Consider the following 23,498-nt stretch of genomic DNA (forward strand, 5'->3'; position numbering starts at 1 on the left):
GTCGTGACCGTGTTAGACGTCGTGACCGTGCTCGGCCCGCGCGGCCAGTTCGGCACCCGCCACCCGCAGCCACCGGTGCGGATCCGCCATGGCCGCCGTGACCCCGCCCGCGAGTCCCGCCAGCGCGGCCTCCCCGACGACCCCCTCCGGACGGGGGGCGTCAACCTGCCCTGCCGCGACCAGAACCGGCACCCCCCGCCCCCGCGCGAGCGCCAGCACGCCACCGACGACCTTCCCGCGCAGGGACGTCTGGTCAAAACGGCCCTCCCCGGTCACCACCCAGTCCGCGTCGTCCAGCGCACCGGGCAGGCCAGCCACCTCGATGATCGTCTGGACGCCCGAGACCAGCTGCGCGCCCCAGGCCGCGGCGAGACCGTAGGCCGTGCCACCCGCGGCACCCGCACCCGGCTCCCTCGGATCACCACCGAGCAACCCGGCCAGCCGGGTCAGCCCCGCGGCCAGCCGGTCCACGTCGGCGGCGGTCGCCCCCTTCTGCGGGCCGAAGACGGCCGCGGCACCGGCATCCCCCAGCAGGGGGGGCGTCGACGTCGACGAGGCAGCGCACTCCCCCGGCGGGCGGGGGGACCAGGCGGGCGAGATCGATCTGATGCAGCGTGACCAGAGCGCCCCCGCCGGGCGGCAGCACCCCACCGGCGGCATCGGTGAACCCGGCACCCAGCACGCTCAGCGCCGCGGTGCCGCCGTCGGTGGATGCCGACCCCCCCAGCGTGACCAGGATCTGCCTGGCCCCCTCGCGCAGCGCCGCCGCGAGCGCCTGCCCGACGCCGATGGTCTGGGCGCCCAACGGGTCCGGGGTACGCATCAGCGGTAGTCCGCTCACCGCGGCGAGCTCGACCACCGCGACATCCCCCCGGCAAGGCCAGCCATTCGCCGTCGTGGCCTCGCCCATCCGGACCAGTGACCCGCAGCGGCCGCCGGCTGGCCCCGGGCACCGTCGCGGCGAAGACATCCAGCGTTCCCTCACCGCCGTCGGCGATCGGCAACGTCACGATCTCGTCCTGTGGACGGCGCGAGTGCCATCCGCGCGCCAGTGTCGCCGCGACCTCGGTGGCACTCGCCGACCCCTTGAACGAATCGGGCGCGATCACCACCCGCCACGACCGGCCCCGACCGCTATCGATCATGACTTGGCACGCTCAGCGCCCCGCGACGACCATCGACCGCCGACCGGAGTTCACCGACGGCCACCCTCGGCGACCGACGAGGCGGACGAGACCGAGGGGACGGACGGGACCGACAGGACCGACGAGGCGGCGGGCTGCGCGGGAAGGTCGGCGGGCGCGGCGAGCCAGGCGTCGATCCCGGCGAGTGCCGCGTCACGCACCGCGTCCGGCGCCGCACCGGAGCGCACCGAGCTGCGGGCGCATTCGGCGAGTTCCTCGTCGGTCAGTCCCAGCTCGCGGCGGCACAGTTCGTACTCGTCCAGGCAGTTGGGGCCGAACAGCAGCGGATCGTCGGCGTTGATCGAACAGCGCACACCGGCGCGCACCAGCGCCGCCAGAGGATGCTCGGCCAGCGACGGGACGACCGAGAGCAGCACGTTCGAGGTCGGGCAGACGTCCAGGCAGATGCCGCGTTCGCGCAGCTCGTCGACCAGCGCCGGATCCTCGATCGCCCGCACCCCGTGCTGCAGCCGGTCGGCGGCCAGCTTCGTGATCGCCCCCCCCGCACGGACGCCGGCCCGTCGAGCTCACCGGCGTGCGGGGTGGACATCAGCCCGGCGTCGACGGCGAGCCGGAAGGCCGCCTCGAACGGCTCGGGCGGCCAGCCGTTCTCGTCGTTGTGCAGGCCTAGGGCGACGATGCCCCGGTCGGCGTAACGCACGGCCGTGCGGGCCACCTCCACCGCCCGTTCGGGGGAGTCGAACACCCGGTCGACCGCGGCCATCCAGCGAACGGTGACACCGTGGCGCGCGCCGGCCTGCTCCGAACAGGCCAGAACGGTCTCCCACGCCTCGTCGGCGCTCCCGAACACCTCGGGGTGGGCGTACGGCCAGAAACTGGGTTCGAGGTAGACGATGCCCTCGGCCGCGGCGTCGCTGACCATCTCGTCGACGAGCCGCTCGAAGTCGGTCGGGCCGCGAAACAGCGGCAGAATCCCGCCGATCACCTCGCCGAAGCCGCCGAACTCGGTGAAACCCGAGGTCCGTGGTGTGGGCAGCCCCGCGTTCGCGGCCAGGTCCGCCAGCGTGGACGGGCGCATCGCCAGTTCGAAGTGCAGGTGCAGGTGGCCCTTGGGCAGAGTCCGCAGATCACGCATGGATGCCCCTCCTCCTCGCGGTGTGACACCGCCACGAGGCCCGACGCGTCCTCGCGACTCGATGCGGCGGCCAACCACCGCTCACCCGCCCAGTTGGAGGGTACGGGACCCACCCCGCCCCCGGAACCAGGTCAGAAAACACGCCAGAAAGCGACCCGGGCTCCGAGCCCGACCGAAGGGCCGGGGTGCCGCGCTACCCGCACACAGCGAAGGCGCGGCGGGACGGGGGTCCGTCCTGCCACGCCCTCAGATTCGCCGTGAAGTCCGTGCGGTGCTAGGTCACCAGCCGCCGGCGGCGCTACCCGGCGTCCGCGGTCCCGCTTGCCCGGTCGGGCCAGGCTCGCGGTAGTCCGTACCGCCCGCGGGACCCGTGGAGCCATAGCCGGAACCGCCGGCCGGGGAGCCATAACCAGAACCGGAACCGCCGGCCGGGGAGCCATAACCAGAACCGGAACCACCCGCCGGGCGGTCGTAGTCCGGAGCGCCGGTTGGGTCGGCGTAGCCCGATCCGCCCACGGCGTCACCCGAGCTCGGGTCACCCGCCCGATCGGTGTAGCCACGACCGGCCGCACCCGCCTCGTACCCGTCAGCCCCGTCAGCCCCGTCAGCCCCGCCAGCGGCGTCCGGGCGGGCGACGTCGCCGCGCCACGCACCCGTCTCGCTCCCACGGTGCTCGATGAACGACTTGAACTTGCGCAGGTCAGCCTTGACCCGGCGGTCGTCAGCGCCAAGAAGCGCACCCGCCTTCTCGGCGAGGCCGTCGGGCTGCCAGTCCAGCTGGACGGTCACCCGGGTGTCATCGTCGGTGAGACGGTGGAAGGTCACGACCCCGGCGTGATCCGTGCCACCGGTGCTCTTCCACGCCACCCGCTCGTCGGGCAGCTGCTCGGTGATGGTCGCGTCGAACTCGCGTTCCTGGCCGGCGACCTTGATCTTCCAGTGGGTGTGGGTGTCGTCGAGCTGTGCGATCGACTCCACCCCATCCATGAAGTTCGGGAAGGACTCGAACTGCGTCCACTGGTTGTAGGCGGTGCGAATCGGGACATGGACCTCGATCGTTTCCTGAACCGTGCTCGCCATGCTTCCTCCCGTTCATCGCGAGTTGCAGACATGACGCTCATCCCCGCGCCCGTTCGACTAACACACCTGCGAGCCGGGTCCCCCGATCGACGCCGGACCCGAGGCGCCGCGAGCGGCGACGCGCCGGGCGGCCGCGCGGGCGACCGCGGCCTCGGCGAAGCCGCGGATGACCGGATGCACCCGTCCCGCGTCCGAACCGAGCTCCGGCTGAAACAGCGTGGCCAGGAAGAACGGATGACCGGGCAGCTCCAGGACCCGCACCTCGCCGGTCTCGTCGACGCCGCTGAAGCGCAGCCCGTGCGCCAGCAGCAGGCCGGTGTCGGACGGATTGATGCCGTAGGAACAGTGGTAACGCCCGACCGTGCGGTCCGCGCCGATCAGCCGTTCGGCGAGCGAGTTCGGGGTGACCAGGACGACGCCCTCATGACCGTCCAGCGCACACGCGATCGGGACGATCAGGGGCGCGGTGGCGCTCGGATCGTTCTCGGCGTGGGCCGCATCCGGGCGACCGCACACCGACCGGGCGAACTCCAGGGCTACGTGCTGCAGCCCACCGCAGGTCCCGAGCAGGGGGATGCCCTGCTCGCGGGCTGTCCGGACCGCCGCGAGCGCACCCGCCTCGCTGGCGTACGGGCTGCCCGGTACCAGCCAGACACCGTCGAACCCGGCCAGGAACCCGGCGGACGCGGCCTGGTCGGACACGGCCAGGCCAGTCGGGAGGCGGTCGGCCGAGGAGTCGGTGGTTGGGACGGGGAGGATCTCGTCGGTCGGGATCCAGTAGACGTCCAGCGGCAGGCCATCGCGCAGGCGCAGCGCCTCGAGCAGCTCCGGGATGCGGGCGTGCGCGGCGACCTCGGCGCTACGGTCCCCGACCAGGGCCACCCGGGCGTAGGGCGCGGCCCCGGCTCGAGGCGGGACGACGGGCTCGCCGGCAGAGGCGGCAGAGGCGGCGGTCGCGGCGGTGGTGGCGGCGGCGGGCGATGAGGACAGCGGCATGCCCTGATGGTCCGGGGCGGCGGACATCAGATCCAACGATAATTCCGACATCCGCCATCAGTGATACTGATGATGTGGATCCGCAGCAGCTGCGCACCTTCGTCGCGGTCGCGGCGGCGGGCTCCTTCTCCGCCGCCGCCCACAGCCTCGGCTACACCCAGTCGGCGGTGTCCCAGCAGATCGCGGCACTGGAGTCCGACCTCGGTGTCGCCCTGCTGCATCGCCGGCCCGCGGTGGCGGTGACCGAGGCCGGTGCCCGGCTGCTGGAACACGCCACACCGCTGTTGCTGCGCCTGTCCGCGGCGCGTGCCGACGTCGCCCGGGCCGCGGGCACACCGTCCGAGCCGCTGACCGTTGCCGTCCACCCGCTCGCCACCGACCGGCTGGCCACCGTGCTCGAGCAGGTCAGGCCCGACTTTCCCCGTCTGGAGGTGCGCGTGATCGTCGCGGGCACCGCCGCGGTGGCCACCGCGGTCGCCCGCGGGGACGTCGACCTCGGCGTTGCTGTTGGGCTCGCCACCAGCGGCGATCCACTGCGGCTACCCGAGGTGGGGCCCATCCGGGCGGTGGGGATGGTCGAGGAACCAGTCGCCGTGATCCTGCCCGCGGATCATCCCCTCGCCGGACGACCCGACGTACGCCTCGCCGATCTGGTCGACGCCGGCTGGATCGACGCACCCGAGGCGGGCTGCGGGCTGGCCCTGCTGCGCAGGCTGACCAACGAGCAACGGTTCCGCGCCCGGCTGCACCTGACCGGCCCGGACGTCCAGGGGCTGCTGGCACTGGACGCCGCCGGCCAGGGGCTGACGCTGCTGCCACCACGGGCGCTGCCACCGGAGCGGACGTCGCTGGTCGCCGTGCCGGTCCGCGCCGCGGCGCTGTCGACCCGCGGGGCGCGGACGCGGCCACGCGCCGGTGGGCTGGCGGCCGGGGGCGCGGCGGTGACATTTCGCCAGGAACTGCTGAGTACAGGCCGGTCCGGCCCGACGGCACGGGCTGTGGCGGCCGTTTTCGCGGGAGCGTAGCGGGGCACAGCGGGACGAGTGGACCAGAAGCGGACAAGCGCTGGTGCGGCGCGGCGCACCTGCCACGGGGTAGGCTTGAGGTGTTGCTGGTTTCTCGGTGCGTGACCTACGCAGAGAACGGCACGACCAGACCGCGGAACGGATCGCGGTCTGGTGCGAAGCCGGTATGCGAAGGACGCACACCGGGAGCGCGGCAAGGAGAAAGCATCGTGGCGCAGGGTACCGTCAAGTGGTTCAACGCGGAGAAGGGCTTCGGATTCATCTCCGTCGACGGTGGCGGCCCGGACGTGTTCGTCCACTACTCCTCGATCGTGGCCGACGGCTACAAGTCCCTGGATGAGGGCCAGAGCGTCCAGTTCGAGATCGTGCAGGGCCAGAAGGGACCGCAGGCGGACAACGTGAGTCCCGCCTGACCATCGCACCATATGATCTTCCTTTCGGCGCGTGGCCCCACCCCGGGTCACGCGCCGAAAGTGCGTTGAGGGCACGTCCCCCGCGGCGGTACTGCGCGGGTGCTCACCTTCGTCCAGTTCGACCAGCGTGGCCGGTCTCGCCACTGGTTGGACGCTCGCGGAGATGCGGGAGAACGTGATCGACGAGTCCTGGCTCGACACCAGGCCGACATGGGGCCGTTTCCTCGGCCGCCCGTTCACCCTGGGACTCCTCTGGCGCCGGGCCACCGCAGCCTGACCTGGCAGGCGAACCCGATCTCCCCCCGACATCCCCCCGACCTCCGGACCCCATGAGCAACCGATGGTTGCGCATCATGCCCACGGGCGGTACGGTCATGCGCAACAAAAGGTTGCGGGAGGCCCGGTACGGCGATGGAGTTCGGCACCCTCGAACGCGAGATCTACATCGAAGCGTCACCCGAGATCGTCTTCGAGGTCGTGAGCCTGTCCGTCGTCGACGTCCAACCACCGCGGCTGTTCTCGTTCCGGTGGACGCATCCGGCCGACGCGCCAGCGGTGCCGGGAAACTCGCTGCTGGTCAGCTTCGAGCTGAGGCCGTCGGGCAACGGGACGCTGCTACGGATGACCGAGACCGGCTTTCGCGAGCAGGGCTGGGAGATCGCCGTTCTCGAGGAGCGGTTCCGGGAGCACATCATCGGGTGGGACTTCTATCTGCCGAGAGTCGCGCCCTACCTCGCCTCGCTCACGACACGACCATGACGTCCTCCGCGGACATGATCGACGACCTGCTCTGGTCGGCGATCGGAGACCCGACGCGACGGCGGATGCTCGACCTTCTGCTGTCCCAGGCCGGCGGCACCGCGACCACGCTCAGCCAACAGCTCCCGGTGACCCGGCAGGCGGTCGCGAAGCACCTCGGTGTCCTCGACCGGGCCGGGGCTGGTCCGGGCCGTCCCGATCGGTCGGGAGCGGCGCTATCAGGTGGACGAGGCCCAACTGGCCCGGGCAGTGAGCCAGCTCGCCTCGGTCGGGTCGGCCTGGGACGCGCGTCTGCGACGAATCGGTCAGCTCGCCGAGGCGATCCAGCGCTCGCGGCACCAGCCCACACCCACCGAACACGGCTCGGACTGACCACGCCCAGAAGGAAGGAGACACAGATGGCCGACATTCTGCACCGCATCGGCGTCCGGACCACAACGCCGGCGGACGTGTACAGGGCGCTGACCACGGTGCCGGGGCTCGCCGGTTGGTGGACCGACGACACCAGCGGCTAGCGCTGCGGGAGGCGCACCACGGTGACGAAGAAGTCGTCGATGGAGCGGACGTCGTCGACGAACCGGTCGAAGTCGACCGCCTTGGTGACGTAGGCGTTGGCGTGCAGCTGGTAGCTGCGTTCGATGTCCTCGGCCGCGTCCGACGTCGTGAGCATCACGACCGGGATACGGCGTAGCCGCTCGTCCGCCTTGATCTCGGCGAGCACCTCGATGCCGCTGCGGCGCGGCAGGTTGAGGTCAAGCAGGACCAGGTCGGCGTTGGGCATGTCGGCGAACGGCTCCTCATGCCGCAGGAACGCGAGCGCCTCGTCACCGTCGTTCACCACATGGAGGTTGCCGCCGATCCGCTCGTCGGCGAACGCCTCCCGGGCCATCAGGACATCGCCCGGGTTGTCCTCGACCAGCAGGACATCGAACGAGTGGGGCAGCAGGCTGGTGGTCACAGGCGCACCTCGCGGTTCGGAACCACTTCGGGATCAGACAGTGGGGGAAGGGCGGAGAAGACGAGGCGAGCGGGCGGCGGGCGGCAGACCCACGGCCAAGCGGGAAACAGCCCTGTCACCGAGCCCGTGGCCAGGCCCGCGATCTGGACGCACGGAACCCAGATGAGCTGACGTTACGCCCTGCGCCGTCGCTTGTCGCCCCCTTGGTGCATCCCCGCGCGGGGGCAGCCGGTAGCTTCCGGTCATGACGACGCAGGCGGGCCGGAGTGGACATCGCCCCTGGTACCGGCCCATGCGGCCGCGATCGGTCACCGAGGATCATCGGGTGGCGACACCGCTGGAGTTGCTGTTCGACCTCTGTTTCGTGGTCGAGGTCGCCCAGGCGTCGACGAAGCTGCACCACGCGCTGAGCGAGGGGCATGCGGGCAGCGGCGTCGCTGCCTTCGGCTGCGTGTTCTTTGCGATCTGGTGGGCGTGGATGAACGTCACCTGGTTCGCCTACGCCTACGACGTGGACGACGTCCCCTACCGTCTCGCCATGTTCGTCCAGGTCATCGGGGTGCTCGTGCTCGCCGCGGGGGTGCCGCGGGCCTTCGACGACCACGACTTCGCCATCGTGACCCTCGGTTATGCGGTGATGCGGATCGGTCTGGTGGCCCAGTGGCTGCGCGCCGCCCGTGGCGCCGGACCGGACGGAGCGCGCACCGCCCGCGCCTACGCGCTCGGGATCTCCCTGTGCATGGTCGGCTGGGCGTTGCTGCTGCTCCTACCGGACGCCGGCTGGGCCCCCGGCTTCGCCGTGATGGTGCTCGCCGAACTCGCGGTACCGATCCTCGCCGAGCGACCTGGCCGGACGCCCTGGCATCCGCACCACATCGCCGAGCGACACGGCCTGTTCACGATCATCGTGCTGGGTGAGTCGATCCTGTCGGCGACGGTCGCCGTCCAGGTCGCACTGGACGAGCACGAACTGGGCGCCGCCCTGTTCGCCGTGGCGGGCGGCGGCCTGCTGATCGTCTTCGCGATGTGGTGGGTGTACTTCGCCCGGCCGGCGCACGAGGTGCTGGTGTCGAGCGCGGCCGCCTTCCGGTGGGGGTACGGCCACTACTTCGTGTTCGCGTCGGCGGCGGCCGTCGGCGCCGGCCTCGCCGCACTGGTCGACCAGGTCAGCCACCACAGCGAACTCGGCGCCCCGGCCGCCGTCGCCACCGTGGCCGTACCGGTCGCCGTCTTCCTGGCCGCCGTCACCCTCCTGCACGGCAACCCACTGACCAGGAAATAGGGCGTCCCCCGGCGGCCATCCCCGGTCTTTTCCCGGCCCGGCAGCGCCTCGAACATGTTTTCCGGGCGGCCGTCACCACCTTTACTCTTCCTTTACAGCCACATCGGCCCATCCGGCGGACGGGCTGTTACTGTTTGCCTGGAAGCCGCAAGTTCCGGCGCACCGTGGAGAAGGCACTCATGACGTTCGTCGTCACGTCAGCCTGTATCGACGTGAAGGACACCGGCTGTGTGAGCGAGTGCCCCGTGGACTGTATCTACGAGGGCGACCGGAAGCTGTACATCCATCCGGATGAGTGCATCGACTGCGGGGCCTGTGCGGCCGCCTGCCCCGTTGACGCGATCATGAACCTGAAACTGGTTCCGGAGGGGGAAGCCGAGTTCATCGCGGACGAGGCTCGCTTTTTCCACACCCTTCTACCGGGGCGTAACACACCCGTCGGCGCTCCGGGTGGCGCGGGGAAGATCGGCCCGCTCAGGGTCGACACCCCTTTCGTCGCCGCCTACGAGCGCTGATGGCACAGACCGCCGGCGAAGGCTGACGCGGCCACGGCGTCAGCGGGACCGCCGGCTACGGCCGGTGCCCAGGACCACCCCCGTCCGGGCACCGGCCTTTCAATCGTCGCCCTTTCGGGCAGTTCTTCGCGAACCCCGTACCGCCAACCCCGTCCTACCACCCCAGGATTGCCACCCGCACATCAGCGGCCGTTCCACGAAGGCCGTTTCCTCCGGCGGTCACCCGCGACCCGCGTGACGTTTCCGTGGAACGCACCTCGCTAAAAGCGAGCCACGCCGCACACCATGATCCCGGGCCACCTGTCGCAGGATGCACGATTTCCCGCGCGCGGCACTTTCCCCGGCCGCGGCCGTGAGACGTGTGATTCCCCGCATCCGGCATGTTCTTCGCGGTGCCCCCGTGCGCGGTGTTTCGAACGTCCAAAAAGGCCAGGACGGTGTCGCGGTGTGTCCGTCCGCCGATGTCACCCGCGACACGGATTCCCCAGCACACCACCCCAGCGGACGTACCCGATCCGCCAGGCCCGCGCCGACAGATCCACGGTCACGGCCGAGAACGTCGGGGAGAGCTGTTGGACCGAAGGCCGACCGGCCGCGAGCCGAGGGTTGTGCGGCCTCGCGCCGAGGGTTGTTCGGCGTGTCGAGGCCGAGATTCTCGAACATCCCTCGGCATTTCATGATCAGGTCCGCGAGCAGATCAGCGAGCAGATCAGCGAGCAGATCAGCGAGCAGATCAGCGAGCAGGCCCGTGAGCAGGTCCGTGAGCAGATCCGTGAGCTGGCCGAGGAACGTGAAGGAGCAGGGGGTTACCGGACAACAGAGGGGATCAGGCCATGGGAAGAGCTGGCCTGATCCCCTCGCTGCGCTCGACGGGCGGTCCGCCCGGCCGCCCGTCACGCTCCGGTCAGGGGCACAGGCCCCTAACCGGCGACCACCCAGGAGTCGGAGCCGGTGAGCAGGGAGCGCAGCTCACCACGTCCACCGGGCCGGGCCGTAGCCAGGCGCTCCTGGAAGAGTTGATCGAAACTGGGCTGGGACACCGAGCGGTAGACACCGATCGGCGCCTCGCCGAGGGCCGTCTCCGCGAGGCGGGACAGCGCGTAGGCATAGGTGGAGTTCTGGGTGCCGGGGTCGTGGACGACCACCCGGGGGTCGCCACCGTTACCGACGACGAGCTCACCGGTGTTCGGGTCGCGGACGATGCCCCACTGGTCGTTCGGGCCGAAGACGATCGGCAGTCCGGGGGACAGCCGGATCGGTCCGAGCTCGGGCGACGCGGGGTCGTTCTCGGTGGTGGCACCACCCGATCCACGCGGCTGGCGAGGGATGTTGTTGAACGTCGGGCAGCCCTGACGGATCTCGATCAGGGCGGCGCCCTTGTGGGCGGCCGCGGCGGTCAGGGTCGCGGTCAGGTGCCGCCGGTCGGTGTCGATCGTGCGGGCCACGAAGGTGGCGCCGGCGCCCAGGGCGAGCGCGATCGGGTTGAACGGGTAGTCCAGCGAGCCGTGCGGGCTCGACGGGCTGACCGTGCCGACCTTGGACGCGGGCGAGAACTGGCCCTTGGTCAGACCGTAGATGTGGTTGTTGAACAGCAGGATCTTGAGGTTCACGTTGCGGCGCAGCGCGTGGATCAGGTGGTTGCCACCGATCGAGAGCGCGTCGCCGTCACCGGTGACGACCCAGACCGACAGGTCGGGGCGGTTGATGGAGACACCGGTCGCGAACGTCGGGGCCCGCCCGTGGATGGAGTGGATGCCGTAGGTGTCGAGGTAGTAGGGCAGCCGCGAGGAGCAGCCGATGCCCGACACCACCACGGTGTTCTCGGGGGCCACGCCGAGTGCGGGCAGCAGGCCCCGCATCGTTGACAGGATCGCGTGGTCACCGCAGCCGGGGCACCAGCGGACCTCGTTGGCGGTGGTGAAGTCGGCGACCGTGGGGGCCCGCCGGCCGGCGGTGCCCGCCGGCTCCTCGGCGCGCGCGGCGCCCTCGGCCTCGCCTGTGGGGCTCATCGTCCTGCCTCCCGAGTCGCGTCGCTGTGGGTAACGGTGGTCTTGCCGCCGGCGCCGACGCCGGCCTTGGCCGCGGTCAGGCGCGCGGTGACGTCACCGACGACCTTCGCCGCGCCGTTGCCGCCGACGGCGGCCTGCTCGGGGGTGTCGTCGTCGACGACGCCCTGGATCACCCGGGTGATGACGGAGGCGAGCTCCGACACCTGGAACGGCATACCGCGGGTCTGGTTGTAACCGACGGTGTCGATCAGGGTCTCCCGGCGCAGGTGGCCGGCGAGCTGCCCCAGGTTCATCTCGGGGACGAGCACGGTGTGGTATTCCGAGAGCACCGACGCCAGGTTCGCCGGCAGCGGGGCGAGGTGACGCAGGTGCGCCTGGGCGACCTTCAGCCCGTCGGCGCGCACCTGGCGGCACGCCTCACCGATGGGGCCCCAGGTCGAGCCCCAGCCGATCACGAGGACGTCCGCACCGGAGCCGGGCGGGCCGGCGGGGTCGTCCACCTCGAGCGGCGGGACGTCCACACCGTCGATCTTGGACTGGCGGGTGCGGATCATCAGGTCGTGGTTGTCCGCGTCATAGGACACCGCGCCGGTGAGGTCCTGCTTCTCCAGGCCACCGATGCGATGGGCCAGGCCCGGGGTGCCGGGGATCGCCAGCGGCCGGGCGAGGGTCGCCGGGTCACGGGCGTAGGGCAGGAACACCGGGTTGCCGACCTCGTCGACCGCGTTCGGCTCGGTGGCGAGCTCGATGCCGATGTCGGGCAGCTCGTCGAGTTCGGGCACCCGCCACGGCTCGCTGCCGTTGGCGATGTAGGAGTCCGACAGCAGGATCACCGGGGTGCGGTAGGCCAGCGCGATCCGGGCGGCCTCGAGCGCCGAGGCGAAACCGTCCGCGGGCGAACGGGCCGCGATCACCGGCAGCGGCGCCTCGCCGTGGCGGCCGTAGAGCGCCTGCAGCAGGTCGGACTGCTCGGTCTTGGTCGGCAGACCGGTGGACGGGCCACCGCGCTGCACGTTGACGATGACCAGCGGCATTTCCATGATCACCGCGAGGCCGATGGCCTCGGACTTCAGCGCCATGCCGGGGCCGGAGGTGACGGTGACGCCGAGCATCCCGGCGAACGACCCGCCGATCGCCGCACCGATCGCGGCGATCTCGTCCTCGGCCTGGAACGACCGTACGTCGTAGGACGTGAGCAGGGACAGCTCGTGCAGCACCTCGGAGGCCGGGGTGATCGGGTAGGCGCCGAGGAACAGCGGCATCCCCGCCTGGTGGGCGGCGGCGACCAGGCCGTACGCGATGCCCTTGTTGCCCTTCATGTGCCGGTAGGTGCCCGGCGGCAGGGCCGCCGGCTTCACCTCGTAGACAGTGGCGAAGGCCTCGGTGGTCTCACCGTAGATCCACCCGGCGCGCAGCGCCGCGATGTTCGCGGCCTGCACGTCCGGCTTGGATGCGAAGCGCTTGCGCAGGTAGTCGGCGGTGTCCTCGATCGGCTGGGAGAACATCCAGGACACCAGGCCGAGCGCGTACATGTTCTTCGTGCGCGCCGCGTCCTTGCGCTTGAGGTTGTGGTCGGCGACGGCGGCGGAGGCGAGCCCGGTCAGGTTGATCGCGAACAGCTGGTAGGAGTCCAGCGATCCGTCGGTCAGCGGGTCGACCTCGTAGCCGGCCTTGTCCAGGCCCAGCTCGGTGAACGAGTCGGTGTCCAGGATGATGACGCCGCCGGGGCGCAGCTCGGTGATGTTGGCCCGCAGCGCCGCCGGGTTCATCGCGATGAGGACGTCCGGCTGGTCGCCGGGGGTGGTGATGTCATGGTCGGCGATGTGCAGCTGGTAGCTGGACACACCGGCCACGGTCCCCGATGGGGCCCGGATCTCCGCCGGATAGTTCGGCAGGGTCGCCACGTCGTTACCGATCGCGGCAGCCTGGGCGCCGAACCGGTCACCGGTGAGCTGCATTCCGTCGCCGGAGTCGCCGGCGAAACGGATCACCACGTTCTCCAGTCGTCTGACCCCGTCGGGCCGCTCGGGCAACTGGTCGGTGGGCATGGGAGACCTCATCTCTGGCGTCGCGACCTGCGCGCCGTTCGTCCGGGCTCGAAGGCCCGCGGGTCAAGCCGCGGACGTGACGGCGAGCCCGGCGGCGCCGATCGGTGGTGCGTCGGTGGATCAGGGCAAGGCGGATCGTGGGACGGGTAGTTCGGGGAACTGTCCGTTGCCCGGGTTGGCGAGGCCTCGCGGGTCCGGCGGCAACCCGCGTCCCGCGAGCTCGCCGGACGTACCTGGCTGACCGCTGACGGCCAGGTCACCGGACGCGGTGGCGTGCAGGGAGTGCACCCGCAGCACCGCGCGGGCCGCCGCCGCCGCGGCGGTGTGGATCTGGTCGACCGTGGTGAACCTGCCGGCGCTGAACCGCAGGCTCTCCCGGGCGGCGGCCGCCGAGCGCCCCATCGCCAGCAGCACCGGCGATGGTTCGTCCGCCCCGCCGTGGCAGGCCGAACCCGCGGACACCGCGACATCGGGCAGGCAGGCCAGCACCGCGTCGGCGTCGGCGCCGACGAACCGCAGACTCAGCGTGTTCGGCAGCCGCACCAGCCCGGGCCGTCGGCTGGCGTCCTCGCGGGGACCGTTGACCTCGATGGCGTCCGCGCCGAGCCAGCCGACCAGCTGGTCGTAGAGCAGGTCGGTCTGTGCCCGGGTCCGGACCGCCTCGTCGGCGAACACCGCGGCGGCGATCCGGGCCGCCGCGCCGAACCCGACGATGCCGGGGGTGTTCAGGGTGCCCGAACGCAGGCCGCGCTCCTGACCGCCGCCGTGCAGCAGCGGGGAGAGCCGTCCCCGCGCCGATCGGGAGGCGATCAGCACGCCGACGCCCTTCGGGCCGTACACCTTGTGCGCGGAGGCGACCGCGAGGTCGATACCCGTCTCGGCGACGGCGACCGGAATCCGGCCGAACGCCTGGGTGACGTCGCACAGGAACAGCGCGCCGACCTCCTGGGCGAACGCGGCCACCGGCCGTGGGTCGGTGAGCGCGCCCGTCTCGTTGTTCGCCGCCATCACCGCGACCAGCGCCACCTGGCCGCCGGCCGGCATCGGACCGCGCGCCGACGCCGGCCCCCCGACCGGCAACGGCCGCAGCAGTGCCCGCAGGTGGGCGAGGTCGAGGCTGCCGTCGGGCCGCACCCGGATGGTCTGCACGCTGCCACCGAAACGTTCGGCGGCGGCGTGCGCGGCCCCCAGGATCGCCGGATGCTCGGTCGCCCCGACCAGCACCCGGCGGGCGTCCGGCGGGGCGGTGGCGAGCACCCCGTGGATGGCGAGGTTCGCCGCCTCCGTCGCCCCGCTGGTGAACACGATGTCGCGGGGCCGGGCGCCGGCGAGGGTGGCGATGTCACGGCGGGCCGCCTCGACCAGCCGGGCGACGGACTCCCCCGCCGGATGCCGGCTCGCCGGGTTCGCGTAGTGCTCACGCAGCAGTGGCAGCATCGCGGTGAGGACCTCCGGGTCGACCGGGGTCGTCGCGTTGTGGTCCAGGTAGATCATTGCGGGCCCGGTCCGCAGTCGGGGCAGTGCGGGTCGCGCCGGGTCCGCAGGGCGCGCAGGTCGACATCCCACAGGTCCAGGTGGATGAGCCGGCCGACCGCGGGCTCGGCGAACCCGCCGGCGATCTTGAGCGCCTCGGTGGCCGCCAGGCAGCCGACGGTGCCGGCGACCGAACCGAGCACCGGGAAGCCCAACGGCTCCCAGGACGGGTCCCCCTCGGGGAACACGCATCGTAGGCACGGCTCCCCCGGCCGGACCACCAGCAGGGACGCCTCGGTGGCGTTCATCGCCGCGACGACCAGCGGCACCGCGGAGCGCACGCACAGCCGGTTGATCAGATACCGCTCGGGGAAGTTGTGCCGGGCGTCGACGACGACGTCGGCCCGGGCGATCAGCTCGGGCACCGCCTCGTCGTCCAGTGGCCGGTCGAGAGCGACGATCTCGACCGCCGGATGGTGCGCCCGCAGCGTGTCCGCGGCGTTGTGCACCCGGGAGCGCCCGACCCGGTCCGGACGCATCAGCGTCTGCCGGTTGAGGTCGGGCTCCTCCAGGTCACCGGGATGCACCAGGATGAGCCGGCCGACTCCGGCGGCGGCCAGGTAGGTCGCCGCCGCCCCACCGACCCCGCCCACCCCGGCCACCAGCACCGTCGCCTGGCTCAGCCGCCGCTGGGCGGTGACCCCGAAGCCAGGGATGATCATCTGCCGGTCGTAGCGATGGGTCGCCTCCGACCCGGGCGGGGCCGTCTGCACGGGCACCGCCCGCGCCGACGGGCCCGGACACATCGTGCGTAGCAGCGGGTGGGGGTGGGACCGGGCTGTGACCATCGTGCGCTCCGCGGATTCGGCAGGACGGATGACGGATGAGGGATGACCGACGTCGGACGGCCAGGTGTTCGGGCGGTCAGGTGGTGGGCGTCGGGTGGGCACCGGTGCCGGTGCCGGTGCCGGCGGCGACGCTGGCGGGCGGGGCGGTGAGCCGGGCCGGGCCGGCGGGTGGACTGATCCGCGGACTGGTCCACCCGCCGACGGCGGGTTCAGGGGACGAGCGCGACCCGACCGATCTCGGGCAGGGCCTCCTTGAGCCGGGCCTCGATCACCCCGGACAGCGTCGCGCCGGCGCTGGAGCAGCTGCCACAGGCACCGGTCAGGCGCAGGTGCACCTCGGCCGACCCCGGCTGGCCGCCGCCGGCGAGGACGGCGACGATCTCCGCGTCCCCGCCGTCGCCGCGCAGGAACGGTCGGATCTCCTGCATGACGTCCTCGACCTGGGCGCGCAGCAGCGCGTCGGCCTCGGTGCGCTCGGGGGACTCCGACGAGCCGAACGACGAGCCGCAGCCGCAGGAGCTCTTCGCGTTCGGGTTGGTGAAGGTGAACCCGGACGAGGTGAGCGTCTCCGCGTAGTCGACGCGCATCCCGCGCAGCAGGTCGATCATGGAGGTGTGGACGACGACGTCGAAACCGTCCTGGGTGAAGACGAGGTCGTCGGCCTCGGGGCCGGGCACCAGCGCCAGCTTGTAGGTGTAGCCGGAGCAGCCGCCCGGGTCGACCCCGATGCGCAGCGCGAAGTTCTCGGTGCCGGCGGTGGAGCTCAGCAGGTGATGGACCTGCTTGCGGGCCCGGTCCGTCAGCTCGACGATGGTGGCGGTCGTGGTCATGGGGTGCCAACCTCCGCGGGTGCACGGTTTGCGATGATGCGGCCACCGACCTCGGCCACCGCCTTGTCGATCAGGTCGTAGACCTCCACCGGTTCGATCCCGGCGGCTGTCAGCGCCTCCTTCGGGGCCGGCCCGATCTTGCTGCAGAGCACGGCGGCGCAGTCGCTGAGCATCGTGAGGGTGCGGTCGAGCTTCGACTCCTCCTCGTCGCACTCGGACGGCCCGGTGCAGTAGCGGTCGACGTCGCGGGTCTGCACGAGGCGCGCCCACAGCGGTCCCGCCTCGTAGATCCAGAACTCGCTAGCGTGGCCGAAGTGCTGGTTGACCACCCCGCTGCCCTTGGTGGCGACGGCGACGAGCACCGTCTGCTCCGGTCGGCTGGCCTCCACCACCACCTGCACCAGCCCGCCCGCGGGACCGGTCGGCAGGGTGCGGCCGCCCGGCACCGGGGCGCCGGTGGAGATGTTGAGGCTGTCGCGGGTCGCCGCCACCTCGGAGCGCCAGCGCTCGATCTCGGCGTGGGCCTCCTGGCGTCCGGCGAGGTCGTAGCCGATCTCGCGGCCCTGGTAGGTCTCCGGGGAGAACTCCTCGCCGCGGTCCTCGCCGAGCAGGCCGACCGCGTCGGAGCGGCACTGCCGGCAGTGCCGCATCATGTTCATCTCGGCGCCGTCGTGCTCCTCGCACCGGTCCTGCAGCAGCTTGAGCTCCTGCGGGGACGGTCCGCGCTGGCCGGTGAGCCCGAAGTGGGTACCGTGCTCGGGCGCCGAGACCAGCGGCATCACGTTGTGCAGGAAGGCGCCGAGGTCCTTGACGGTCTTGGAGACCTCGACCAGGTGCTCGTCGTTGACCCCGGGGATCAGCACCGAGTTGACCTTGCAGAGCACCTTGCGTTCGGTGAGCGCCGCCAGCCCCTCGAGCTGCTGCTCGGTGAGGATCTTCGAGGCCTCCCGGCCGGTGTACCGCTTGCCCTTGTAGACGACCCACGGGTAGATCCGCTCGCCGACCGCCGGGTCGATCATGTTGATCGTGATCGTGACGTGGTCGACGCCGAGGTCGGCGATCCGGTCGGCGAACTCGGGCAGGCGCAGCCCGTTCGTCGACAGGCACAGCTTGATGTCCGGGCAGTCCCGGGCCACCAGTTCCATCGTGCGAAACGTCTGCTTCGGGTTGGCCAACGGGTCGCCCGGCCCGGCGATGCCCAGCACGCTCATCTGCTTGATCTCGCTGGCGACCAGCTTGACCTTGGCCAGCGCGTCCTCGGGGGTCAGCAGGGCGCTGGTGACGCCCGGTCGGCTCTCGTTGGCGCAGTCGAACTTGCGGTTGCAGTAGTTGCACTGGATGTTGCAGCCCGGCGCGACCGCGACATGCATGCGGGCGTAGTACTGGTGCGCCTCCGCGCTGTAGCACGGATGGTTCGCGATCTTCTCCGCGATCTCCGGGTCGGCCGCCGGCCGGCTGGTGCCGCAGCTGCTCGTGCTCTTACAGCCGGTGGCCGGGTCCGCGATGGCGAGCGGTTGGCCGCTCATACCTGGTCCTCGTCGAAACCGGTCACCGCCGACACCGCGACCGCGTCCCCGTCCTTCTTGCAGTTGGACGAGCCGTGCTTGCAGCCACCACCATGCCCGTCGCCGTGCCCGTCGCCGTGCCCACCGCCATGCCCACCGCCATGCCCAGCGCCGTGGCCATCCCCGTGGCCCGTGCCCTGGACGGTGGCGAGCTCGACGATGGCCGGGGGCTGCGCCGATCCGGCCTCGGCCGGGGTGCGCGACGGCGGGGTCGACGGCGTGGAGGCCTGGGCGGCGAGCGGGGCGCCGTCATCGTCCACGGGCACCGCGAGCTCCCGCTCCAGGGCGCCGACGATCCGGCCGCTGCGGAACGCCACCGCGTAGACGATGTGTTCCTGGAGGTAGAGGCCGACGTTGATGACCTCGCCGATGGTGCCGGCCTCGACGATCACTTCGCCGATGGCGACTTCAGGGTCCGGGTAGGTCCCGTCGTTGCGCAGGTCCTTGACAGTGCAGACCACGTCGCCGACGTTGTAGACGTTGCTGGTCATCGGGCCTCCTCCGGCTGCTCGGTCGGTGCGGACGGTGCGGGCGGCGGGGTCTGTCCCGGCCGCTGCACGGTGATCTCGGATGACGGCACGAAGGACCCCTGCGGTGCGCGGTCCTTGAGCACCTTGAAGACGCGGTGGTCGAGCGCGGTGGCGGTGAGGAACGACTCGTACGACCGGATGAGCGCGGCGCGGTACGCGGCCAGCAACGTCTCCGGGTCGGCCTGGTCGCCGCCGGCGGCCTCGAGCACCTTCACTCGCTCGCCGCCGAACACCCGCAGGATGTGCAGCCGGTTGACGGCGACGACCCGCGGGTCGACCTCGACCTCCAACAGGTCGAAGTACTGCTCGGCGGTGGTGCACCGGTAGAAGTGCGCGAGCCGCTCGGCCGGGGTGGCGGTGGCGGTCATGCCGACGCCCCCTTGGTGGCCTGGGCGTCGAGCTTGTTCTGCAGCACGGCGATCTCGGCGTAGGCGTCGTAGGTGCGCTGGGCGACGTCGAGGATGTTCTCCCAGCCCAACGGCAGTTCCTCGGACAGGTCGTGCAGGTCGAGCTTGAGCTGCGAGGCCCTGGAGTTGAGCTTGCGCAGCCGCTTGAGCTCCTCGGCGGCGGTCTCAGGCGTCATCGCGGGTCACCTCGCGGTACTGGTCGATGACCTTGGTCGCGCCGATGACCAGCGACTCGCCGCGGGCGCCGAGCTTGTCGAGCGAGTCGAAGCCGAAGCGCTGGATGTCGCGCAGGGCCTCGTCGACGACCACGAGACGGCCGGCGAAGATGATCACCCGGCCGAAGCCCTCGTGGTTCAGGTCGAGGATCGCGACGGTGAACGCACCGGTCGCCTTCTCGGTGGCGGCGGCGACCGCCTGGTAGAACGACCGCACCCGGGCCTCGGTGGCCGCTTCGAGGTCGCAGGCCGCCGGGATCGCCCGGCGCTGCTCCTTGGTCAGGACGAAGGGCGCGAGCATCTGCTCGTCGCTGAACCGGCTGAGCTGGCCGTAGGTGTCACCGGCGCGGGTCTGGGCGACCAGGTCACGCAGGAATCCGGATATCTCAGTCATGCGGCATCTCCTTTGAGCACCGCGCTGACGCTGCGGGTCCAGTTCTGGGCGGGTGGCGTCTGCGGTTCACGGCCCTTCATCACCTTGCGCAGCCAGGGCGGCGGGGTGCCGGCGAGGGTGGTGACGTACCGGTCGAGCAGCTCCGGGATCGGCGTGCCCTTGAGCACCTTCACCGGGTGGATCTTCGCCTTGATCACCCGGGCGGCGGCCGTGCCACCGATGTCGCAGATGTTGAGGATCGCGCAGTCCAGGACCGCGGAGAGCCTCGTCTCGATCTTGTTTTCCTCGTCCTCGGAGGCCTCGTCGAGCAGCCGGCTCTCCAGCAGCCGCAACCCCTCGGGGCTGACCTCGTAGATGTCGAACCGTCGGCACCAGCCGAAGTGGCTGTCCACGGCGGTGCCGTCTCCGGTCGCGAAGGCGATCTTCAACACGGTGACTCCTGGAACAGATCGTCGAGTTCATCGGGGTAGGCCGTGGCGCGGGCCTGGTGGGGCAGGTCCGTCTCGGACCACCCACCGCTCGCCGCGGATTCGGTCGACGCAGTGCCATGGCCAGCGGCGCTGTGGCCGCCAGTGCCATGTCCAGCGGTGCCATGGCTGGCAGCGCCATGGCTGGCGGCGGTGTGGTCGAGCACACGGTTGGCCGCGTCCAGCAGCAGGCGCAGGCTGCCGGTGTAACCGGCGGTGCCGGCGAGCGCCGCTCCCAGGCGATCGACGATCGGGAAGCCGACCGGCAGGTAGGCCGCGCCGAGCCGGTGGGCGACCTCGCGCAGATGGCTGGAGCCGACCACCAGCTGGGCACCGGCGGCCCGGGCCCGGGTGGTGAACTCGGTCAGGTCACCGAGCACGACCTCGTCGAAGGGCGTGTCGTCGAGGACCGGGGCGTAGGTGGGCGCCATCGCGGTCACGATCTCGGCGCCGACGTCGCGCAGCAGCGAACCGGCGGCGACCAGGGTGTCCGGCTCGGCGGCGATCGCCACCCGCACTCCCCCGAGGACGAAGTGCGCGTCCAGCAGTCCGTCGGCGAGCCGTTCGCGGGCGCGGCGCACCATCGTCGGCGCGGTCCGGGCGCTCAGCGACATCAGCTCGCTGACCAGCGCGTCCATCTCGGTCAGGCCGGACAGATGCGGGTGGGTGAACAGCCGGGCGCCGGTGCGCGCGGCGAGCAGCTCACCCGCGGGCGCCGCGCACCCGCCGGCGGCGACGACGGCCCGAGCCCGCGGCAGTCGGCGCAGGTCGGCGACGGTCGTGCCACCGGTGGTCGTCGGCTGCCAGGCGGGGGCGAGGTGACCGTCGACCGAGCTGGACAGGTCCGGGACCAGCAGCGGGGTGAAGCCGAACGAGCGGATCAGCTCGGCGAGCTCGTCCAGGTCGGCGGCGGTGAGACCGGGACCGGCGAGGACGGCGACCAGGTCTGGGGTGCCCTCCTCGCCGGCGCTACCGGTCTCGCCGGTCGCCCCGGACCGCCGGGTCACGGGCTGGTCCGGTACGGCTGGGTGGGTGTGCGCGGTGGTGGTACGGACCGACGCCGCAGCGGGGATCGCGCGGACGGCGTCGGCCGGTCGGGGGGGGCTGGCCGCGGACGCGGCGAGCAGAGCCGTACGGCCCTCATCCCGGTCGTCCAGATCCTCGGCGAGCTCGTCGGGGTCGCCGAGGACCAGCTCGTCCGCCGGGATCACCGCGCGGATCAGGGCCTCGAGCGCGGCGGACCAGCCGTCGGACAGTCCGCCGATGAAGTCCGGGGTCGACACCCCGACGATCAGCGGTGCGGCGTCGGCCTCGACCCCCGCCTCGGCCGCCGCGCCCGTGTCCGCGTCCGCGTCGGCCCAGGCGGCGAGGTAGGCGCGCAGCTGACCGCCGATGTCCTCACCGGAGACCTCGGTGACACCCGTGGTCAGCAGACCGATGATCTCCGGGCGCTGCTTCTTGCGGATGGCGTCGAGGGTGGCGACCATCGACTCGCCGCTACCGAAGACCGCGGTCACCTCGCTGATCGCCGTGGTCTGCAACGGGATCGGCTCGTTGAAGTGCCGGGTCAGCAGGGCCTTGGCGAACGAGGCGCAGCCCATCGAACCGTGCATGATCGGCATGGAGCCGGCGAGGCCGAGGAAGACCATTGCCGCGCCCAGCGGCTGGCTGTGCTTGAGCGGGTCGATCGTCGCGCCCCGCTCGGTCGTGACGATCCGCGCCATCAGGCCACCCCCGCCACGAGCGTCCCGGGGGCGCCGGGGGTGCCGGCCACCTGGGCGTCCCAGGGGGCGGGCCGGCGGACCTGGTCCCAGACCGGGTTGGAGATGGCCATGTCCAGGCGGCGGGCGAACTCGACCATGCCGGTGTAGCCCGCGTAGGGGATGTGCCGTTCCTGGTTGATGTCGAGGAACGGCAGCCGGCCCTTGAGCGCGGTGTACAGGTTGCGACCACCGGCGACGAGGATGTCGGCCCCGGTCTGCTCAGCCACCCGCAGCAGTTCCCGCGGGCTGCCCTCACCGATCATCTTCGCATCGCCAAGCAGCTCACGGATCTTCTCGACGTCACCGTCGGAGCTCTTGGTGATACCGCTGCCGACCACCTCGATCCCGAGGTCCTGCAGCGCCGAGACGATCGACCAGCTCTTGACACCGCCGGTGTAGAGCACGGCCTTGCGTCCGGTCAGCCGGGCCCGGTAGGGCTCGAGCGCGGCGTTGGTGGCCGCCTCCTCGACGGCGATGAGCTCCTCGGTGCGCCGGGTGAGGTCGTCGTCGTCGAGCAGACGGGCGAAGCCGCGCAGGGTGTCGGCCATCGCGCTGGTGCCGTAGAAGCTGCCCTCGAACCAGGGGATGCCGTAACGGTCCTCGAGCCCGCGGGCGAGTCCGAGCAGGGCGCGGGAGCAGACGACCATGGTCGCCTTCGCCCGGTGGGCCGCGGCCACGTCGCGGTACCGGGCGTCCCCGCTGATGCAGGCCCGCAGCCGAAGGCCCAGGCGGTTCAGCACCGGCAGGACGTCCCACAGCTCGCCGGCGATGTTGTACTCGCCGATCAGGTTGATGTCGAACGCGCCGGCGTCCTCGGGTTCGACGGTGCCGATGACATGATCGAGCAGCGCCTGACCGGCGATCTTGTTGCCGAGGTTCTTGTTACCGAGGAAACCGGGGGCCTCGACCGGGATCACCGGCACGCCGGTGTGCTCGGCGGCGGAGGCGCACACCGCACCGAGGTCGTCGCCGATCATCGCGGTGACGCAGGTGGAGTAGACGAAGACCGCGGGGGGCGCGTACCGCTCGACGATCTCGCAGATCGTGTCGAACAGCCGCTGCTCGCCGCCGAGGACCACGTCGTTCTCGGTCATGTCGGTGGTGAAGCCGTGCTTGTAGAGCGTCGGCCCGGACGACAGGCTGCCTCGGCTGTCCCAGGAGTTGCCGGCGCAGGCGATCGGGCCGTGGACCAGGTGGGCGCTGTCCACGATCGGAACGAGGGTGATCATCGCGCCGTCGAAGGTGCAGCCGCCGGACGTGCCGCCGGGCTTGGGCTTGGGGCAGCCGGCCTTGCGCTCCTTGGTGCTCTTGGTGTTGTTGGTTTCGCAGCCCGACTCGGTGAACAGAGCCGCGCGATCTGATGCGGACATAGGCCATCCTCGGGAGGGGGCGGTCCTCGGGTGAGGCTGGAACTGCGGTGGAGCTGGAACTGCGGTGGAGCTGGAACTGCGGTGGAGCTGGAACTGCGGTGGAGCTGGGACTCGCTGCGGCGGGGGGGCCGGCCGACCCGGGAGGGAGTCGACCGACCCGCCCCGGGGGCGGGGAGTCGGCGCGGATGCGGCTGCGCGGACTCGACCCGCCGGGGAGTGGTCGGCCGGCCGCAGGGAGCGCGGTGGGCGCGGCCGGTCGACCACGTCTGGT

At 71.6% G+C, this 23,498-nt stretch carries 25 protein-coding genes and 3 pseudogenes; 9 read left to right on the plus strand and 19 right to left on the minus strand.

The genetic code is table 11. The features are described 5' to 3' along the window. Nucleotides 1-12: 12 nt before the first annotated feature. The 5 genes and pseudogenes from G6R24_RS04675 to G6R24_RS04690 all read right to left on the minus strand — a co-directional run bounded on the left by G6R24_RS04675 (nucleotide 13) and on the right by G6R24_RS04690 (nucleotide 4,383). Nucleotides 13-1,145 (minus strand): annotated as a pseudogene (locus G6R24_RS04675) (glycerate kinase). A gap of 50 nt (nucleotides 1,146-1,195) precedes the next feature. Beyond that, the gene (locus G6R24_RS24385; protein WP_254592520.1) at nucleotides 1,196-1,642 is read right to left on the minus strand and encodes an amidohydrolase family protein; all 447 of its coding nucleotides are present in this window, start codon (nucleotides 1,640-1,642) and stop codon (nucleotides 1,196-1,198) included. A 104-nt stretch (nucleotides 1,643-1,746) separates the two neighbouring features. Next, nucleotides 1,747-2,280: pseudogene (locus G6R24_RS24390) on the minus strand (amidohydrolase family protein); the annotation flags it as partial. A gap of 279 nt (nucleotides 2,281-2,559) precedes the next feature. After that, nucleotides 2,560-3,360, minus strand: a complete 801-nt coding sequence (locus G6R24_RS04685; protein WP_163547933.1) for an SRPBCC family protein — start codon at nucleotides 3,358-3,360, stop codon at nucleotides 2,560-2,562. 57 nt (nucleotides 3,361-3,417) lie between these two features. Beyond that, nucleotides 3,418-4,383 (minus strand): CTP synthase C-terminal region-related (seleno)protein, encoded by a 966-nt coding sequence (locus tag G6R24_RS04690; RefSeq protein WP_225438122.1) that lies wholly within the window; start codon nucleotides 4,381-4,383, stop codon nucleotides 3,418-3,420. A 47-nt stretch (nucleotides 4,384-4,430) separates the two neighbouring features. Between G6R24_RS04690 and G6R24_RS04695 the strand changes: the two genes are divergently transcribed. The 6 genes and pseudogenes from G6R24_RS04695 to G6R24_RS24400 all read left to right on the plus strand — a co-directional run bounded on the left by G6R24_RS04695 (nucleotide 4,431) and on the right by G6R24_RS24400 (nucleotide 6,925). Continuing rightward, a complete protein-coding gene (locus tag G6R24_RS04695) occupies nucleotides 4,431-5,381 on the plus strand; it encodes a LysR family transcriptional regulator (protein ID WP_225438123.1) in 951 nt (316 codons plus the stop codon). Nucleotides 5,382-5,590: 209 nt separating this feature from the next. After that, entirely contained in the window at nucleotides 5,591-5,794 is a 204-nt protein-coding gene (locus G6R24_RS04700) for a cold-shock protein (RefSeq protein ID WP_163547935.1), read from the plus strand. A 127-nt stretch (nucleotides 5,795-5,921) separates the two neighbouring features. Next, entirely contained in the window at nucleotides 5,922-6,071 is a 150-nt protein-coding gene (locus G6R24_RS04705; protein WP_163547936.1) for a hypothetical protein, read from the plus strand. Nucleotides 6,072-6,205: 134 nt separating this feature from the next. Then, a complete protein-coding gene (locus G6R24_RS04710) occupies nucleotides 6,206-6,553 on the plus strand; it encodes an SRPBCC domain-containing protein (protein ID WP_163547937.1) in 348 nt (115 codons plus the stop codon). A gap of 65 nt (nucleotides 6,554-6,618) precedes the next feature. After that, a pseudogene (locus G6R24_RS24395) lies at nucleotides 6,619-6,672 on the plus strand (hypothetical protein); the annotation flags it as partial. Nucleotides 6,673-6,712: 40 nt separating this feature from the next. Continuing rightward, nucleotides 6,713-6,925, plus strand: a complete 213-nt coding sequence (locus G6R24_RS24400; RefSeq protein WP_225438126.1) for a hypothetical protein — start codon at nucleotides 6,713-6,715, stop codon at nucleotides 6,923-6,925. A 139-nt stretch (nucleotides 6,926-7,064) separates the two neighbouring features. On the opposite strand, the gene G6R24_RS04725 is transcribed toward G6R24_RS24400, so the two are convergent. Further along, the gene (locus G6R24_RS04725) at nucleotides 7,065-7,511 is read right to left on the minus strand and encodes a response regulator (RefSeq protein WP_163547938.1); all 447 of its coding nucleotides are present in this window, start codon (nucleotides 7,509-7,511) and stop codon (nucleotides 7,065-7,067) included. 325 nt (nucleotides 7,512-7,836) lie between these two features. Between G6R24_RS04725 and G6R24_RS04730 the strand changes: the two genes are divergently transcribed. The 3 genes from G6R24_RS04730 to G6R24_RS04740 all read left to right on the plus strand — a co-directional run bounded on the left by G6R24_RS04730 (nucleotide 7,837) and on the right by G6R24_RS04740 (nucleotide 10,160). After that, nucleotides 7,837-8,793, plus strand: a complete 957-nt coding sequence (locus G6R24_RS04730; RefSeq protein WP_225438124.1) for a low temperature requirement protein A — start codon at nucleotides 7,837-7,839, stop codon at nucleotides 8,791-8,793. 179 nt (nucleotides 8,794-8,972) lie between these two features. Further along, nucleotides 8,973-9,308: a ferredoxin gene (gene fdxA, locus G6R24_RS04735; protein ID WP_163547940.1), complete on the plus strand. Its 336-nt coding sequence runs from the start codon at nucleotides 8,973-8,975 to the stop codon at nucleotides 9,306-9,308. A 606-nt stretch (nucleotides 9,309-9,914) separates the two neighbouring features. After that, complete coding sequence (locus tag G6R24_RS04740; protein ID WP_163547941.1) at nucleotides 9,915-10,160, plus strand: hypothetical protein; 246 nt, start codon at nucleotides 9,915-9,917, stop codon at nucleotides 10,158-10,160. Nucleotides 10,161-10,228: 68 nt separating this feature from the next. Here the strand turns inward: G6R24_RS04740 and G6R24_RS04745 are convergent, their stop codons facing one another. The 13 genes from G6R24_RS04745 to nifE form a co-directional block, all read right to left on the minus strand. Then, entirely contained in the window at nucleotides 10,229-11,317 is a 1,089-nt protein-coding gene (locus G6R24_RS04745; RefSeq protein ID WP_163547942.1) for a 2-oxoacid:ferredoxin oxidoreductase subunit beta, read from the minus strand. Then, on the minus strand, nucleotides 11,314-13,365 hold the full coding sequence (locus G6R24_RS04750) for a 2-oxoacid:acceptor oxidoreductase subunit alpha (protein WP_163547943.1): 2,052 nt from the start codon (nucleotides 13,363-13,365) through the stop codon (nucleotides 11,314-11,316). The genes G6R24_RS04745 and G6R24_RS04750 overlap by 4 nt, the downstream gene beginning before the upstream one ends. Nucleotides 13,366-13,485: 120 nt before the next feature. Beyond that, entirely contained in the window at nucleotides 13,486-14,859 is a 1,374-nt protein-coding gene (locus tag G6R24_RS04755; RefSeq protein ID WP_163547944.1) for a cysteine desulfurase family protein, read from the minus strand. Continuing rightward, entirely contained in the window at nucleotides 14,856-15,686 is an 831-nt protein-coding gene (locus G6R24_RS04760; RefSeq protein ID WP_163547945.1) for a HesA/MoeB/ThiF family protein, read from the minus strand. Before G6R24_RS04760 ends, G6R24_RS04755 begins: the two co-directional genes overlap by 4 nt. Nucleotides 15,687-15,895: 209 nt before the next feature. Beyond that, nucleotides 15,896-16,516 carry an iron-sulfur cluster assembly accessory protein gene (locus G6R24_RS04765; RefSeq protein ID WP_163547946.1) on the minus strand — a complete coding sequence of 207 codons (621 nt, stop codon included), beginning with the start codon at nucleotides 16,514-16,516 and terminating at the stop codon, nucleotides 15,896-15,898. Then, a complete protein-coding gene (gene nifB / locus G6R24_RS04770) occupies nucleotides 16,513-18,042 on the minus strand; it encodes a nitrogenase cofactor biosynthesis protein NifB (RefSeq protein WP_163547947.1) in 1,530 nt (509 codons plus the stop codon). Before nifB ends, G6R24_RS04765 begins: the two co-directional genes overlap by 4 nt. After that, the gene (locus tag G6R24_RS04775) at nucleotides 18,039-18,572 is read right to left on the minus strand and encodes a nitrogen fixation protein NifZ (RefSeq protein WP_163547948.1); all 534 of its coding nucleotides are present in this window, start codon (nucleotides 18,570-18,572) and stop codon (nucleotides 18,039-18,041) included. Before G6R24_RS04775 ends, nifB begins: the two co-directional genes overlap by 4 nt. Next, complete coding sequence (gene nifW / locus G6R24_RS04780; protein WP_163547949.1) at nucleotides 18,569-18,979, minus strand: nitrogenase-stabilizing/protective protein NifW; 411 nt, start codon at nucleotides 18,977-18,979, stop codon at nucleotides 18,569-18,571. Before nifW ends, G6R24_RS04775 begins: the two co-directional genes overlap by 4 nt. Then, complete coding sequence (locus G6R24_RS04785) at nucleotides 18,976-19,194, minus strand: CCE_0567 family metalloprotein (RefSeq protein ID WP_163547950.1); 219 nt, start codon at nucleotides 19,192-19,194, stop codon at nucleotides 18,976-18,978. Before G6R24_RS04785 ends, nifW begins: the two co-directional genes overlap by 4 nt. Continuing rightward, nucleotides 19,184-19,627: a NifX-associated nitrogen fixation protein gene (locus G6R24_RS04790; RefSeq protein WP_163547951.1), complete on the minus strand. Its 444-nt coding sequence runs from the start codon at nucleotides 19,625-19,627 to the stop codon at nucleotides 19,184-19,186. Before G6R24_RS04790 ends, G6R24_RS04785 begins: the two co-directional genes overlap by 11 nt. Further along, nucleotides 19,624-20,058 (minus strand): nitrogen fixation protein NifX, encoded by a 435-nt coding sequence (nifX, locus tag G6R24_RS04795; protein ID WP_163547952.1) that lies wholly within the window; start codon nucleotides 20,056-20,058, stop codon nucleotides 19,624-19,626. The genes G6R24_RS04790 and nifX overlap by 4 nt, the downstream gene beginning before the upstream one ends. Next, entirely contained in the window at nucleotides 20,052-21,818 is a 1,767-nt protein-coding gene (locus G6R24_RS04800; RefSeq protein ID WP_163547953.1) for a nitrogenase component 1, read from the minus strand. The genes nifX and G6R24_RS04800 overlap by 7 nt, the downstream gene beginning before the upstream one ends. Further along, nucleotides 21,818-23,227, minus strand: a complete 1,410-nt coding sequence (gene nifE, locus G6R24_RS04805; RefSeq protein ID WP_163547954.1) for a nitrogenase iron-molybdenum cofactor biosynthesis protein NifE — start codon at nucleotides 23,225-23,227, stop codon at nucleotides 21,818-21,820. Before nifE ends, G6R24_RS04800 begins: the two co-directional genes overlap by 1 nt. Nucleotides 23,228-23,498: the final 271 nt, after the last annotated feature.

Origin of the sequence: Candidatus Frankia nodulisporulans, assembly GCF_902806475.1 — a bacterium.
Classification (GTDB): domain Bacteria; phylum Actinomycetota; class Actinomycetes; order Frankiales; family Frankiaceae; genus Frankia; species Frankia umida.